This is a genomic window from Pedobacter cryophilus (assembly GCF_005116455.1).
Taxonomy (GTDB): Bacteria; Bacteroidota; Bacteroidia; order Sphingobacteriales; family Sphingobacteriaceae; genus Pseudopedobacter; species Pseudopedobacter cryophilum.
On record NZ_SWBP01000006.1, the window covers coordinates 84,355 to 99,205 of the forward strand.

Below are 14,851 nucleotides of genomic sequence, written 5' to 3' on the forward strand. Positions count from 1 at the left end.
TTTTAATTTTTGGTCACAAAAAACCGCTTAATTCCCTCTTATTTTGGGATTACTAAATTTATTATCCTTTATTTGCGTTAAAATCTGATTTGAATGGCGAAAAATTTACTGATTGTAGAGTCTCCGGCGAAAGCCAAAACTATTGAAGGTTACCTTGGAAAAGATTTTTTGGTACGGTCTAGTTACGGCCATATTCGTGATCTAAAAAAAGACGATAGCGCTATAGAAGTCGATAATAATTTCAAACAACATTATGAAATTCCGGCAGATAAGAAGCAGTTGGTTAACGAATTAAAAAAGTTAGCTAAAGAATCAGAAATGATATGGCTAGCATCCGACGAGGACCGTGAAGGAGAAGCAATTTCATGGCATTTATTTGAATCGTTAGGATTAAAAGAAGAGAATACCAAGCGTATTGTTTTTCATGAAATTACCAAACCTGCCATTTTAAAAGCGATAGACAACCCAAGAAGAATAAATTACGACTTAGTAAATGCCCAACAAGCCCGCAGAGTTTTAGACAGATTAGTAGGTTTTGAGCTTTCTCCCGTTTTATGGAAAAAAGTAAAGCCATCTTTATCAGCAGGAAGGGTTCAATCTGTAGCTGTAAGATTAATTGTAGACAGAGAAAGAGAAATAAATGCTTTTACAAGTGTACCAGCGTTTAGAATTGTTGCTATTTTCTCTACCGATAAAAGAGAATTATTTAAAGCAGAACTTTCGGGTAAGTTTGATAAAGAAACTGATGCTCAGCAATTTTTAGAGAATTGTTTAAACGCCAGTTTTAAAGTAAACACTTTAGATGTTAAACCTTTAAAAAGAAACCCTGCTGCCCCTTTCACCACCTCCACTTTACAGCAAGAAGCCAGCAGAAAGCTAGGATTTTCGGTTTCCAGAACCATGACAGTTGCGCAAAAACTGTATGAAACTGGTAAAATCACCTATATGCGTACCGATTCTGTTAACCTTTCTGATACCGCAATTGATGCTGCAGCTTTAGAAATTAAATCAGCTTACGGCGAAAAATACTTAGAAGCCCGAAAATTCAAAACAAAATCGGCCAGTGCGCAAGAAGCTCACGAAGCTATAAGACCTACTCATTTTGAGTGGCATACCTTAAATGATGCCGATGCATCTGAAAAAAGATTATACGAGCTGATTTGGAAAAGAGCAATTGCCTCTCAAATGAGCGAAGCTTTAATTGAAAAAACAACGGCTAAAATTGGCATCAGCACCAGAAAAGAAGAATTAACAGCCAGCGGCGAAGTCATTAAATTTGATGGTTTCTTAAAAGTTTACCGCGAAGATATAGATGAAGAATCTGACGCTTTAGATGAACAATCTGAAAACGCCATTTTACCTCCATTAGCACAAGGCCAAAAGCTTAATTTAGAAGAAATGAACGCTACTGAGCGTTTCTCTAGGCCACCAGCCAGATATTCTGAAGCTGCCTTGGTAAAAAAATTAGAAGAGTTAGGCATCGGCAGGCCATCAACCTACGCTCCTACTATTTCTACCGTTCAAAACAGAGGGTATGTGGTAAAAGAAGAGCGTGAAGGAAAATCTAGAAATTATCAGGTGATTACCTTAAAGAAAGGTGCCATACAAAAACAAACCAAAACAGAAATTACCGGAGCGGAAAAAGGTAAACTTTTTCCAACAGACATTGGCTTGGTTGTAAACGACTTTTTGGTAGAACATTTTAAAGATATTGTAGATTTTAACTTTACGGCTAGCGTAGAAAAAGAATTTGATGAGATTGCACATGGTTTAAAAGAATGGACCACCATGCTCCATAACTTTTACAAACCTTTTCATCATGAAGTAGAACATACTTTGGCCAATGCCGATAGAGCCAGCGGAGAACGTATTTTAGGTGTTGATCCTAAATCTGGTAAAAATGTTTCTACCCGCTTAGGCAAATTTGGTCCAATTGTACAAATTGGAGAAAACGAAGACGAAGAAAAACCTATTTACGCCAGCTTATTAAAGTCTCAATCGGTAGAATCTATTACTTTAGAAGATGCTTTAGAGCTGTTTAAACTTCCTTTTTCTTTAGAAGATTACCAAGGCAAAGAAGTTTCGGTTGGCATAGGCCGTTTTGGACCATATATTAAATGGGGAGAAGCTTATATTTCTGTCCCTAAAAATGTAGATCCATTAGCTATAGATATAGAAAAAGCGAAAGAAATTATTGGCGAAAAATTAGTTGCTGATGCACCGGTTGCACATTATAAAGAAATGCCGGTAACCAAAGGCAAAGGCAGATTTGGTCCTTTCATTAAATGGAACGATTTATACATTAACGTACCCGTAAGGTATAATTTTGATAACCTTACCGAAACCGAAATTTATGAATTAATTAGCGCTAAGGTTGAAAAAGAAGCCAACAGATATATCCAACAGTGGGAAAAAGAAAAAATTGCTTTAGAAAACGGCCGTTGGGGACCATTTATTCGCTTTGGAAAAGAAATGCTAAAATTGGGTAAAAACCCAGCAAGCGGCGAGAAATATACTCCAGAAGATTTAGCCAGCCTTACATTAGAAGAAGTTAAAAAACTCATTACCGATCAAATTCCTGATGCATTTGAGCCTAAAACTAAAACTGCAAAAGGCGCTAAAAAGCCAGCCGTTAAAAAACCAGCTGCTAAAAAGGTATTAGCTAAAAAGAAATAATTATTATGAAAAAAGACATTCCAGATAATATTGTGGAAGATGTTTTTGTAGCCGTTGTGCTAGAAGCAGAAACTCCCGAAAGCAAAATATGGAATGTCTATATCATTAACATGAAGGAAGAGCCTATAGAAACCATATTGGTTACTTCTAGCGGCTACGGGCTAAGAAACGGAGAAGAAGTTAAAACCTCTACCCTACGCCATATGCTCCCTTCTATTGAAGCCAAAGCTTTTGCGAAAATAGAAGCCATTGATGAAGAAGTCTTTGGCTTAAACAATGAGTATTGGATTAGCTATTATATTGGCAAAGAAATTTTCGATAAAAAATTCATTTTCCTACCCGAAAGCATTGTAGAATCTAATTTCATCAAAATTCCTGTGGTAAATAAACCTGGGGTAATGATTGGGAAATAGGTTTTCCTTTTTTCAGAAAAGCAATTTCATCACATTTACGTTCCGCAATAATGACAACTTTGGCATTGTGCGAATAGTATTTGATAGTCTCAATACATTATTCGTTGATTTACAAGACTATAAAAACTTTAACTATCAAAAATTTTGGCTTAAACGGCTAAACCTATCAACCAATAATATTAATCAAATCACTCATTTTATGAACAAATATTCTTTCTTATTAATTATCACGATCGTTTTTATAGCTTCTCAATCTATCGCTCAAAAACACACATTCGGTAGCGAAGAACCCACAACAGTTATCAAAGAAATAAAAAGAGACAATGGTCAGCTTTACAATTTGGTTATTACTCTGCCGCTACAATACCAGCCAGAAAAAGAATATAAAATTCTTTACTATTTGGATGCTTGGTGGCTAAAAGATTTGGTTATTGGATGTTACCGAATAAAAAGCTTAGCAAGTAAAACCACATCTAATAATTTAGAGGAAGTAATTTTGGTAGGCATTTCATCTGTTGGGGATGAACGGGCTTGGAATAGGCAAAGAAATATGGACTTTACACCTTCAAAATTTAACTCAAAATTTACATTAAAATTTGGAGAGGAAGAATTAAACGAAACAACATCGGGTGGTGCAGAAGGATTTCTACAATTCTTTAGAGATCAAATCATTACATCAATAGAAAGTAAATATAAAGTAGACAGCAAAACCAGGGGCTTAATGGGGCATTCATTTGGAGGATTATTAGGCTTTTATACTTATTTAGAACATAGTAAACTATTTGCAAATTACTTATTGATTTCTCCTGCAGTGTGGTGGAATCAATCTGAAATATTTAATGATAAAGGAACAATTGTCAATAAAAGAGAATCCAACATATTTATAGCGGTAGGAACATCTGAAGCCGAAATATTAAAATCACCATTGGCTAAACTCGTAGAAAAAATAAAGTCAGAAAAGAACGGGAAATTAAGAATGACCTACAAGCAATATGACAATGCTGACCACCATTCAGTTTTACCACAAGCCATTTATGATGGAATTGAATATATTTACACCAAAACAAAATAACTCATCCAAAGCCTTGGTTAGTGTCCACACGAAACAACGTCTCTAAAGTAAAAGTTTAGTTCGTGAAGACACGAACTAAGGCGGTAGGATTAATGTAAAATTTGTGAAAGAGAATTTACCCCCGTTTAAAAATTCAAGAACTGGTAAAATAGTCTTTATCCTGAGCATCATTGTATCGGGATTTTGGTGGTTGGGACAGGTCATAAATGTATATAATATTGCTTTAGTTGGTGCAATCTTCGAGCTTTTGTGGCTTCCAATGCTAGCTATGTTATTCACACTACCAATAATTTCACTGATATTTTTGGTAAAAGAAAAGTTTAATATTAGATCAGTTTATATCTATTCTATGCTCATTATTTTCACAACTATTTTGTTTATGGTTTGCTTTAATTGACAAATTTTGTTGAATTGGTTTACAAATCCACTTTATTTTTTTTAAGTTCGATATGCACTTACGCTAACATATCGAACAGCGCAAAGCAAACCCCACAAGTTGTGATTAATATAATAAAACAGTCAAATGAAAATCAACCAACTTAATCAAAAACCAGAAATTGATTACCATCTTAAGCTTAAAGAATTATACCTTCAATTTGAATTACTTCTGAGTGAAATTCGGAAAAAGGAAGTGCCCGACTTAATAATAATCTCTATCAATAAAGATATTGAAGAACTGAATTCAATTGCTAGTTCAGGAAATGAATTGAGGAAAATTCTAAAGAAAAAACAAACAGGAATTATTAAATTACTTGAAAAAGAGCTTAAGTTGGTACCTAAAAATTATTATCGTAATCTTTGGTTAGCGCTTGGGATGTCTGTATTTGGACTTCCGCTTGGTGTTGCTTTTGGAACCATTATTGGAAATATGGCTTTTTTAGGAATAGGACTTCCAATTGGGCTGGCCATTGGAATTGCAGTTGGTACAGGAATGGATAAAAAAGCATTTAAAGAAGGAAGACAGCTTGATTTGGAAATTAAATACTAAGTACAACCCAATGCCTTGGTTCGTGTCCACACGAAACAACGTCCCCAAACTAAAGTAAAATTTTAGTTCGTGAGGACACGAACCAAGGCGGCAAGCTTAATGGCATCTCAAACATCACTAAACTAAACCATACAATTATGAACATGTTTGCCAAAAATGAAGCTAATTCAGTAGAAGAATATCTTTTTTTGATACCTGAAAATCGCAAAAAAGACATTGATTTTCTCCACAATTTTATTCAAAAAGCAGTTCCTAACCTTAAACCTTATTTTGCTACTAATATGATTGGTTATGGCTTGTTTCACTATCTAGATTCGAAAAAGCAAAAAAAAGATTGGCCCATCATTTCCCTTGCAAATCAGAAGAATTATATAAGTATTTATGTATGTACTATTATTGAGGACAAGGATGCGGCAGAAAAATATAAAAAAGAGCTTGGCAAATTGAGTAAAGGAGTAAGTTGCATTAGATTTAAGAATATAGAAGAAATTAATCTTGAAACTCTTAAAATTGTATTACAGCTTGCCGAAAAAAAACCTGGAGTTGCAGGTGCCACCATTGTAGATTAAGTATTGTAGCTTTTTAAGAAAAAAATATAATAATGGTTTTGAATACCTATTATTATAAATTAATATCTTTTTGTTAAACCTCACTCCTATACCATGCAAACAGAAACAATATTTGAAGGCTTAAAAAGATTTAACTATCAAATAGATAAATTAGAAATTCTGTTGATATTGGCAGCAAAATCTAAAAATCCGGCATTGAGCTTATATAATTCTAAAGCCCGACCGGTTGTATTTAATTTAGAGGCGCTTTCTCGCATTTATAAAAACCTGCATAACAAGAAAAGATTTGAAAGAATGCAGCTTGCTTTTAAAACTTTAGAAGACCAATTAGGTAAAATAGATTATTACGAATCTTATATCAAAGAATTTACGGTTCAAGAAAATTTTCCTAAGGTTTTGCTTGATAATTTAACCAATCATTACCACCAAGAAATAGAAAATTTAGACAAAATTCTAAAAAATGAGCAATGGATTGATGAAAATCAAACGAAGCTCAATATTATTAAAAAGGAATTAGCAGATGCTTCATGGAAATCTGCTGAAAAAGACAGGAAAAAAATTGCCAAATTTCTTATAGAGGAAATAGACGAAATTGAAGATGATTATAAAACTGGCGCACTCAACTTTGCCGATTTGGAACATGGTGTGCATGAATTTAGAAGGCAAATACGTTGGATTAGTATTTATGCCTTGGTATTAAATGGGCTAATTCAGTTAAAACCCGCTGAAGAAATTAAGCCAGAATTAGAACGATACCTCACTAAAGAAACTATTAATAGTCCGTTTAATAAACTGCCAGAAGCAAAAGAAGGTGTAGCGCCCATTTACATTGACACTTCTTATTTTTATGCGTTAAGCTGGTTAATAGCTAAAGGTGGCGATTTAAAAGATGAGGGTTTAAGAATCATTTGCCTTGAAACCACCATAAAAGAAACCGCTTTTGTAGAAGAGAGCAAAATTAAAGAAGCAACTAAAATTTTAGCCATAAATAACCATCAATCTCCAAGTAAAATTAAAGCAGAAATGAAAATACTTGCTGATTATTTTATGTTGGATGTTAAAGTTTTATCTCATATTAAAAATGATATTGGAGATGCTATTTAAGCGAAAACACCAATTGATTTAAACCAAACACAGCGTTAATTTACCTCTACTGAGTGTGGTAAAATTTTAACCACAGAGATACGGAGGTCACGAAGTTAAATGTTTTAATCTCAAAATAAAAAGAGCTCGGTTTAAACCAATTGTAATTAAATTTTTTTATAAAATATTATTTTTTTACTCTGTGTTCTCTGTTTCTCTGTGGTTATAAAAATTAAGCTCCATTTCAAGTGTGATAAGTGAAATTTTAACCATACAGAACTCGGAGGTCACAGCCCACTTATTCCAGCAAATCAATATACCAAAACCCTAAATTTTTAGGCTGATCATTTATTGGCTGCAAACAATTATCATCTGTATTTTTTGGAGTAGGAAAAGCTTTAAATACCTTTTCTCCTAAAGTGTAAGGAATTGGATTTTTAAAAATAGGTCCATCAAAGGCAAAAGTATGAAATTCTCCATTTTCTCCGCAAATATCTACATCAGCAGGAAATTGTTTAATCAAATCAGCAGTGATCACTTTACCAACTAAATTGCCTAACCTTTCTTGCGTACAAACTATTACCGTTTTAAATTTTAAATCTAAAAATTCGTTCATCAGTTCTTGAGTATCTCTTTTCCATAAAGGGAAAATTGCTTTTAAACCAACTTCAGCTAAACGGTCTTCCCGGTATTTCTTTAAATCTTCTAAAAAAATATCTCCAAAAATGGAATGGGTGATTCCTTCAGTTTTTAATTTTTCTAAATGAAAACGCATAGTTTCATCATATTCTTTCATTCCCGGCATTTCGGGTAACCTAATTTCATACAAAGGAATGCCAATGGCTTTAGCTTGCTGCACCAATAAAGCGTACCTAACGCCATGCATAGAAATACGGTTTACGTTATCATTTATACTGGTCACCAAATATTTAATATCCAATTTGGGATTTTGCAAACAATGATAAAGTGCCAAAGCAGAGTCTTTTCCACCACTCCAATTAAAAATACAAGAGATCTTACTCATGCGCTAATAATTTTTGAACCAATAATGGAATGGCAATACTCGCTTTTTCTTCAATTTTTATAAGTGGATTTGGAATTTTTACCGCCGGTATTTTAGGGTCGACCACATAAACTGGCACATTTGGCTGGGCTAATTCTATTAAACCTGCAGCCGGATAAACGGCTAAAGAGCTACCTACCAAAATCACAATATCGGCTTTAGCCATTTCATGCATTGCTTTGGTAATCATGGGCACAGCTTCACCAAACCACACCACATGCGGACGTAATTGAGAACCTAATTCGCATAATTCGCCCATTTCTATGGTATGTCCTTTTATTTTGTACAGTAAAGCTGGGTTTTTAGAAGATCTTGAATAAATGATTTCGCCATGTAAATGCATTACCGATTTAGAACCTGCTTTTTCATGTAAATCGTCTATATTTTGGGTAATAATTAAGGTTTCAAATTTATCTTGAAGCTCAGCTAAAGCCAAATGAGCAGCATTAGGTTGAGCATCCATCACAGATTTACGCCTTTCATTATAAAAAGTTTGAACCAAAGTTGGGTTGCGCTGCCAAGCTTCTGGTGTAGCTACATCTTCAATATTATAACCTTCCCAAAGTCCATCAGCATCTCTAAAAGTTTTAAGCCCGCTTTCCGCTGATATTCCTGCCCCAGTAAGTATGATAATTTTCTTTTTCATGATATTGATTAGAAGATTTGTGATTTGATAATGCTTTGCGTTGTATTTTAATCCTCAATTAAACCTTATTCCTTGCTCCTTACTCTTTAATCCTTAAACCCTACTCCTTCATTTCAAAACCATTGGCAAGCCAGATACCATAAATATAGCTTTATCTGCTTTTTGGGCAATGTATTGATTGGTCCAACCTTGCAAATCTGTAAATTTCCTGCCTGATTCTGTATCGGCATGTAAACCCATCCCCAACTCGTTAGAAATGATAATGAAAGTAGCATCTTGTTGTATCATATCATCAAATTCGGTTTTAATTTGAGTTAAAGATGCATCAATATCATACTTGGTATCTACATAAAAATTGGTAAGCCAAAGGGTAACGCAATCTACAACCACTACCCTTTTAGAAAAATCTATTTTAGCTGGATATTTTTCTTCCTCAATGTTTTCCCATCGTTGATCTCTGTCATTTTGGTGACGTTTAATTCTTTGATCAAAATCGGCATCCCAATTTCGGGCTGTAGCCAAATAAACCGGATTTTCTGATAATTCTAAAGCCAAATTTTGTGCATAAGCACTCTTTCCTGATCTGGCTCCTCCACTAATGTAGTATATCATGTTTTTATATATTGTTCACAATTCTGTGAATACCTTCCTTCAAAGTTTTAGAATTAAAATTGATCAATAAACCTAGCTTTAAATTAGATAATTTTAAATAAGTAAGTAATTGAGCGTAATGAACTGGGGCTAAATTTTCTATAGATTTCAGTTCAATAATTATCTTGTTTTCTACAACTAAGTCCAATCTATAACCCATATCCATTTTTATTTCTTTATAGATAAATGGCATTGGCACTTGTTGGATAACATCTAAACCCATATCTCTAAGATCATAAGCAAGGGCATTTTCATAAGCAGATTCTAGTAATCCTGGACCAATATTTTTATGTAGTTCTAATGCAGCACCTATAATCATATAAGAAAGTTCGTTTTCTGTCATAGTTTTAGAGATGATTATTTCACAAAAAGAAAAATAAGAAAAACTTCTTAATCTTTCTTTCAAAAACCATCAAAAATTTCACGCAAAGAAAAAGAAGAAAAAAAACGCAAAGGACGCAAAGCCTAAAAACTTAAAAAAATTTTAAAACACGATATTAAATCCTTTGCGATCTTTGCTATTTCCTCTGCGAACTTTGCGTGAAAAAAAACTTTTAAAACACGATAGCAAATCCTTTGCAATCTTTGCGTTACTTCCTTTGCGAACTTTGCGTGAAAAAAAACTTTTAAAACACGCCAGCAAATCCTTTGCGATCTTTGCGTTACTTCCTTTGCGAACTTTGCGTGAAAAAAATATCCCACCTTAACGAAAAAAAAACTCCTACAATAAAAAAAGCGATGCAAAACACCGCTTCTTTTAAAGAATATTTAAAACCTTAGTAAGCTAATTCTTTGTTACTTTTTAGTATACCAAATTTAGATTTAGCCAATTCAAAACCTCCGTAAAGTATAGCTCCAAAAACTAAGTTTCCTAACAGCAAATTCCTTTCGAAAGGAATTGCAGCAATTAACGATTGATAATAACCAGTAATGTCTTTGTTGTACATAGTTCCGGCTAACCAAGGTTGTATATCAGTTACCAACCAATGAATTAATACGCCTGCTAAAGAACCTATTAATACCGAATTGACATTTACATTTTTAATTAATGTACCAATAAAAACCATGGCTGCAAAACACACATAAACCCAAGCAAAACCTCCGTAAAACAAAGTCCATTCGCCAGTATAAGAATACGTTACAAAAATATCACTTATAAAAAGTGTAATTAAAGGCACTAAATAAGCTTTTAATTTATTAGTAAAATAAGTACCTCCAAACATTGCAATAGCTCCTACAGGTGTAAAGTTAGACCATGATGACTGTTCGCCAAAACCAATAAATCTGGTGGCGGCGGCGGCAAGAATCATGATGACTAATACCCAGTTTCTTACGTTTATTTTATTTAATGACATGTTTTTATGTTTAATTGTGGTGTAAATTTATTAAATCTTATTGAAAAAGGAAGTTTAAGCCAGCATTAAAATTGATTCCTTTGGCATTATAACCTGCAAAGTCATTATAATCTGTATCTAATACGTTTTTAACATCTGTAAAAATGGTTAAGTTTTTAAATGCTTTATATTGAAAATAGGCATCTAACTTACTGTAGCTCCTTAAATTTAAAGATACCAGTGTGAAATTACTATTGTCATAATATTGATCTGTACGTTGATCATTCCATTTATAATTTAAACTTGCAAATATCTTTTTATTCACGGTATAACCTAAATTAGTCCCGAAGCTGTTTTTTGGTCGTCTAAAAAGATTAAAAGTTTTAGGGGCGCTTTCGCTGATTTGAACTTTCCCATCTACATAAGCATAAGCAACATTCAAATTCAGTTTTTGGTTTGGCTTAAAGCCGATTTCTAACTCAACACCTTTATCGTTTTGCCTATTTTGATTGATATAACCATAATTACCTGGCGTAACTTCTCCAAAATCAATCACATCTTTTCCTCTCCTTACAAAAACAGAAGTTGTAATAGAAAGCTTCTGATCTAAAAAATTACTCTCTAAACCAGTTTCATAATTTTGAGAAGTTTCTGGTTGAAGCGCTGCATTACCATATTCAGAATTTAACTGATACAAACTTGGCACCCTATAAGCCGACGATACATTGGCGTATAACTTAACCTGATTATCTAATAAAAACGAAGGATTTAAAGTATAAGTAAAGTTACTACCATATTGGTTATGCTGATTATATCTTCCACCAACTTCCATCCTAAAAATATCTCCTCCTTTTAAAAAGAAAGAAGAATATAAACTAGTAATATGGTTATCAGTAACTAACCTTGGAGAATATATATTGATTTGATCTGTTTTTGTGAACTTATAATTTACGCCAGAGGTAAGATCTAAGAAACTGGCTAATTGATAAGAGAAAATGCTTTCCAAATTGGTAATATTCCCTTTTAAGTTTGTTAATGAGCCATTATTATCAAATTTATTAGTCACGTTGTTTTGCGAAAACACAAAGTTTAAATCGCCTTTGGCTAAACTTATTTTAGAGCTTAAATTAGCTAAAAAAGCAGTTTTATCGTAATCATACCCAATGGCATCTTCAAAAGCGCCAGCATCCAATCCGGCTTTATTTTGATTGGCCTGTAAACCAGCATTTAAAGTGATGTTTTTAGTGATGTTTTGAGATAAGTTTAATCCTAAAGCCATTTGCTTAAATTCATCTTTATCAAAACCTGTTCCTTGTGCGGTAGAAAACCCTTTTGAACTTTGATTAGAAAAGTTTAAACTTACTTGTGTTTGCTCAATTTGTCCGTTTAAACCAATTGCTTCTTTATAGGTTCCGTAACTTCCAGCGCTCAATAAAGCATTTGCGGTGAGTTTGCCCTCTCCTTTTTTAGTAATAATATTGATTACTCCGGCAACTGCATCTGAACCGTAAAGTGTAGAGCTTGCTCCTTTTAAAATCTCAATTCTTTCTATCTGATCTATTGCTATTGCTGCAATATTGTACTCGCCAGAAATGCCGGAAGCATCATTTGCCGAAATCCCATTAATTAAAATTAAGGTATTAGCTGAAGAAGCCCCTCTTAGATAAACAGATTGCACTTCGCCAGGGCTACTTCCACTACCGGCAATGGAAATTCCGGCAACGGTGTTCAATAACTCGGGAAGGCTTCTACCTTGGGCTTTTGCAATTTCCTGAGCGGAGATTACTTTTACGATTTTACCAATATCGCCAATCTTTTTTGGTGATCTAGAAGCGGTGATAACTACTTCATTTAGTGATGTGGTGTCTTGCTGTTGTGCAAAAACTTGGGCATTTGATAATGCCAGTTGAACAAGCCCTAGGCCTGCTGCAACCATGATGTTTCTTTTTTTCATTTTGTTGTGAGTTTTTGGCCCACAGCAAACAGAAAACTGTTGAATTTCAAATGAAAATACCTTCATGAGTACTCACACTCAAAAGCTCCAATCCCCGAAAGCTATGAATTTATCATGTGATGGCAGGTCTTCTGACTTACTCCCCGTTTTTCGGTCTTCCCATTATTTACAACAGTGACCATTAGAATGAAAAACAGTTATAGAGCTTACAGCTGCGGGACAGTTGAAGATTTACACCTCATTCCCTATTAATTCTAACCAAGGTTAGAAACCATAACATTGCGAAAGTAGTAGAATTAAAATAGTTTAAGGAATAATATTTTTAAAAATTACGCATATTGTATATTAATACTGCAACAAATGGTTTTCCTTACTATAATCATTTACAACAAAAAATACTTTGTGAGAGAAAAAATTTAAGAATCTGAACTCAATAACTTTAAGGAATTTTTAACCAATTTTATAAAATTCTTATAATTTAAATGATAGGCTAAGCTTTTGAAAACCAATAATAAAGCAAGTATTTTATTGCTGAAATTTATTTTTAAAATAAACTGGTTGAACTCTTATTTTGGTACAATTATGGTATTGCTTTTTTTAGATACATTGTATTAAAAGAAAAACATCGCCATGAAAATCAAATTATTAAACCGTTTTAAGTTCTCAACAGAGCATAAACATTTAGATGAAGGATTTAGTGTATTAAATTCTCATCGTTTTAAAGAAAACATTGAAAATTCTACCCAAAAAAAATCTATTTACTACACTAGTTTTCTTTACCTCATTTCTATAATTAGCATTGGAGCTTGGATAATTTCTTTAGCCATACTTCCTTTTGGAGATTTTCTTCAATTTTTACTTGGCGCAGCGGTATTATCTGTTAATCTTTTAGTTTTTAAATGGGCTAAAATTTAGGGTTTACCATGTTTAAGATTATTTGAAAATAAATAACCAATAATTTTAGGCTTCAAAAGCTATAAAACCATTTCATCAATAATCTTCTCAATGGTAATATCTGGCTCTAAACAATAGCCAGGATGTACTTTAGAGCATTGTAAAATAGTGCTTCTGGTAGCTGTTAACCACCTAAAACGAGAAGGTAAATCTAATTTAGCAATTGGAGAATTACAATTCTCGCCTCGGCAAATGCAATCAAAAACATAAAGGTGCTTTTTTAAATCTTCAATATCTAAACCTGCAAAAAACATTGCTAATTTATCTTCATCAACAATAAATTTAGCTTGTAAATATTTCTTTTTAGCACAATATAAAACCACTCCTATGTTTAAAAATTCCTCCCTTTCTACCCTAGGTACCACACGTATCACCGCGTATTCATATAAATTATACTCTTGCATTATCAGCGGCTTTTACAAAAATATCTGCATTAGCAATTCTAGAATTTAGAAACAAATTGTAGGCATTTCTATATTCATCAGGAATTGAAAAATGATCACCTTTAAGCCATTCATCAGGAATTAAATTCACAATATCAGCAATTATTTGAGGGTTTAATATTGCTTTTAACTGTACATTAAGCTCATATAAATTAGTAGCTTGAGATAACAAAACGTGGTCTTTAATTAAATTAAAAGGACTTTTAGCTTGTTCTTCCCAGTTATTCCATGAGTGATGAAAATACAACGCTGCACCATGATCTATTAACCATAATTCTTGATGCCACCACAACATATTGGTGTTTCTGGCTGTACGGTCCATGTTCATTAACAAAGCATCTAACCAAACAATTTTTGAAGCCAATAAACTATCTACTAATTTAACCCCGGGATCGTAAGTGATAGAACCTGATAAATAATGAAGTGCTAAATTTAAACCTGTACTAAACTTTAATAAATCCTGAATCTCTTCATCAGCTTCGGTTCTGCCAAAGGCTTCATCCAAATCGGCAAAAACCAACTCTGGCATTTTTAAACCCAAATATCTGGCTAACTCCCCGCCTATTAACTCGGCAATTAAAGCATTTGGGCCTTGCCCCGCTCCTTTAAATTTAAGTACATACAAAAACCCATCATCAGCTTCGGCAATAGCAGGCATAGAACCGCCTTCTCTTAAAGGGGTTACATATCTAATTACTTTTACTCTTCTTAACTGCATAAATTTTTAACTAACTCTGTATTCATTAAAATAATTTAATTACTCATTATCAATTACTTATATTGTTTAAATTGATGTAATTAATGAATAAAAAATTAGGTATTTAACATTTTAAATTCTGCTAACTGAAACTTAAAAAAAAATATTGTTGACCATTTATTAGCTTGTTAAGCTGTTTAATAAAATGATATTTTTTTCATTAAAATTAAATTACAAATGTATATTTATACTTAACATTAATAGAACCAAAAGAATTGGTTTCAATAAATTTAAACCTTTACCCTTAA

General features: G+C 33.1%; 15 protein-coding genes and 1 riboswitch. Of the genes, 7 read left to right on the plus strand and 8 right to left on the minus strand.

Features of this window, described 5'->3' with window-relative positions:
* Nucleotides 1-93: 93 nt before the first annotated feature.
* From topA to FA046_RS14960, 6 genes are all read left to right on the plus strand, one after another.
* The gene (topA, locus tag FA046_RS14935) at nt 94-2,676 is read left to right on the plus strand and encodes a type I DNA topoisomerase (RefSeq protein ID WP_136827341.1); all 2,583 of its coding nucleotides are present in this window, start codon (nt 94-96) and stop codon (nt 2,674-2,676) included.
* Nucleotides 2,677-2,681: 5 nt separating this feature from the next.
* The gene (locus FA046_RS14940; RefSeq protein WP_136827342.1) at nt 2,682-3,089 is read left to right on the plus strand and encodes a hypothetical protein; all 408 of its coding nucleotides are present in this window, start codon (nt 2,682-2,684) and stop codon (nt 3,087-3,089) included.
* Nucleotides 3,090-3,288: 199 nt separating this feature from the next.
* The gene (locus FA046_RS14945) at nt 3,289-4,161 is read left to right on the plus strand and encodes an alpha/beta hydrolase (protein ID WP_136827343.1); all 873 of its coding nucleotides are present in this window, start codon (nt 3,289-3,291) and stop codon (nt 4,159-4,161) included.
* A 523-nt stretch (nt 4,162-4,684) separates the two neighbouring features.
* A complete protein-coding gene (locus FA046_RS14950; RefSeq protein WP_136827344.1) occupies nt 4,685-5,149 on the plus strand; it encodes a hypothetical protein in 465 nt (154 codons plus the stop codon).
* A gap of 137 nt (nt 5,150-5,286) precedes the next feature.
* Nucleotides 5,287-5,718: a DUF1801 domain-containing protein gene (locus FA046_RS14955; RefSeq protein WP_136827345.1), complete on the plus strand. Its 432-nt coding sequence runs from the start codon at nt 5,287-5,289 to the stop codon at nt 5,716-5,718.
* A gap of 93 nt (nt 5,719-5,811) precedes the next feature.
* Nucleotides 5,812-6,822, plus strand: a complete 1,011-nt coding sequence (locus FA046_RS14960) for a hypothetical protein (protein ID WP_136827346.1) — start codon at nt 5,812-5,814, stop codon at nt 6,820-6,822.
* Between the two features lie 277 nt (nt 6,823-7,099).
* Here FA046_RS14960 and FA046_RS14965 read toward each other — a convergent pair whose 3' ends face one another.
* The 6 genes from FA046_RS14965 to FA046_RS14990 form a co-directional block, all read right to left on the minus strand.
* A complete protein-coding gene (locus FA046_RS14965) occupies nt 7,100-7,825 on the minus strand; it encodes a Dph6-related ATP pyrophosphatase (protein WP_136827347.1) in 726 nt (241 codons plus the stop codon).
* Complete coding sequence (locus FA046_RS14970; RefSeq protein ID WP_136827348.1) at nt 7,818-8,510, minus strand: SIR2 family NAD-dependent protein deacylase; 693 nt, start codon at nt 8,508-8,510, stop codon at nt 7,818-7,820. The genes FA046_RS14965 and FA046_RS14970 overlap by 8 nt, the downstream gene beginning before the upstream one ends.
* Before the next feature lie 108 nt (nt 8,511-8,618).
* Nucleotides 8,619-9,122, minus strand: coding sequence for a bifunctional adenosylcobinamide kinase/adenosylcobinamide-phosphate guanylyltransferase (locus FA046_RS14975; RefSeq protein WP_136827349.1), 504 nt, complete (start codon nt 9,120-9,122; stop codon nt 8,619-8,621).
* 4 nt (nt 9,123-9,126) lie between these two features.
* Nucleotides 9,127-9,504, minus strand: a complete 378-nt coding sequence (locus tag FA046_RS14980) for a GxxExxY protein (protein WP_136827350.1) — start codon at nt 9,502-9,504, stop codon at nt 9,127-9,129.
* Between the two features lie 433 nt (nt 9,505-9,937).
* Nucleotides 9,938-10,516: a DUF6580 family putative transport protein gene (locus tag FA046_RS14985; protein WP_136827351.1), complete on the minus strand. Its 579-nt coding sequence runs from the start codon at nt 10,514-10,516 to the stop codon at nt 9,938-9,940.
* A 37-nt stretch (nt 10,517-10,553) separates the two neighbouring features.
* Nucleotides 10,554-12,449 (minus strand): TonB-dependent receptor plug domain-containing protein, encoded by a 1,896-nt coding sequence (locus FA046_RS14990; protein WP_169303387.1) that lies wholly within the window; start codon nt 12,447-12,449, stop codon nt 10,554-10,556.
* Nucleotides 12,450-12,553: 104 nt separating this feature from the next.
* A riboswitch (cobalamin riboswitch) is annotated at nt 12,554-12,740 on the minus strand.
* Nucleotides 12,741-13,079: 339 nt separating this feature from the next.
* Between FA046_RS14990 and FA046_RS14995 the strand changes: the two genes are divergently transcribed.
* Nucleotides 13,080-13,364 carry a hypothetical protein gene (locus tag FA046_RS14995; protein WP_136827353.1) on the plus strand — a complete coding sequence of 95 codons (285 nt, stop codon included), beginning with the start codon at nt 13,080-13,082 and terminating at the stop codon, nt 13,362-13,364.
* A gap of 59 nt (nt 13,365-13,423) precedes the next feature.
* Here FA046_RS14995 and FA046_RS15000 read toward each other — a convergent pair whose 3' ends face one another.
* Together FA046_RS15000 and FA046_RS15005 are read right to left on the minus strand one after the other, a co-directional pair.
* Nucleotides 13,424-13,807: a DUF3037 domain-containing protein gene (locus tag FA046_RS15000; RefSeq protein WP_136827354.1), complete on the minus strand. Its 384-nt coding sequence runs from the start codon at nt 13,805-13,807 to the stop codon at nt 13,424-13,426.
* On the minus strand, nt 13,794-14,564 hold the full coding sequence (locus FA046_RS15005; RefSeq protein ID WP_136827355.1) for a HipA family kinase: 771 nt from the start codon (nt 14,562-14,564) through the stop codon (nt 13,794-13,796). Before FA046_RS15005 ends, FA046_RS15000 begins: the two co-directional genes overlap by 14 nt.
* Between the last annotated feature and the right edge of the window lie 287 nt (nt 14,565-14,851).

Coding starts and splice junctions, on each gene's coding strand:
- FA046_RS14980 (WP_136827350.1), bottom strand. CDS start 9,504: ATGACAGAAAACGAACTTTCTTATATGATTATAGGTGCTGCATTAGAA.
- FA046_RS14960 (WP_136827346.1), top strand. CDS start 5,812: ATGCAAACAGAAACAATATTTGAAGGCTTAAAAAGATTTAACTATCAA.
- FA046_RS15005 (WP_136827355.1), bottom strand. CDS start 14,564: ATGCAGTTAAGAAGAGTAAAAGTAATTAGATATGTAACCCCTTTAAGA.
- FA046_RS14940 (WP_136827342.1), top strand. CDS start 2,682: ATGAAAAAAGACATTCCAGATAATATTGTGGAAGATGTTTTTGTAGCC.
- FA046_RS14965 (WP_136827347.1), bottom strand. CDS start 7,825: ATGAGTAAGATCTCTTGTATTTTTAATTGGAGTGGTGGAAAAGACTCT.
- FA046_RS14975 (WP_136827349.1), bottom strand. CDS start 9,122: ATGATATACTACATTAGTGGAGGAGCCAGATCAGGAAAGAGTGCTTAT.
- FA046_RS14945 (WP_136827343.1), top strand. CDS start 3,289: ATGAACAAATATTCTTTCTTATTAATTATCACGATCGTTTTTATAGCT.
- FA046_RS15000 (WP_136827354.1), bottom strand. CDS start 13,807: ATGCAAGAGTATAATTTATATGAATACGCGGTGATACGTGTGGTACCT.
- FA046_RS14990 (WP_169303387.1), bottom strand. CDS start 12,449: ATGAAAAAAAGAAACATCATGGTTGCAGCAGGCCTAGGGCTTGTTCAA.
- FA046_RS14950 (WP_136827344.1), top strand. CDS start 4,685: ATGAAAATCAACCAACTTAATCAAAAACCAGAAATTGATTACCATCTT.
- FA046_RS14970 (WP_136827348.1), bottom strand. CDS start 8,510: ATGAAAAAGAAAATTATCATACTTACTGGGGCAGGAATATCAGCGGAA.
- topA (WP_136827341.1), top strand. CDS start 94: ATGGCGAAAAATTTACTGATTGTAGAGTCTCCGGCGAAAGCCAAAACT.
- FA046_RS14955 (WP_136827345.1), top strand. CDS start 5,287: ATGAACATGTTTGCCAAAAATGAAGCTAATTCAGTAGAAGAATATCTT.
- FA046_RS14985 (WP_136827351.1), bottom strand. CDS start 10,516: ATGTCATTAAATAAAATAAACGTAAGAAACTGGGTATTAGTCATCATG.
- FA046_RS14995 (WP_136827353.1), top strand. CDS start 13,080: ATGAAAATCAAATTATTAAACCGTTTTAAGTTCTCAACAGAGCATAAA.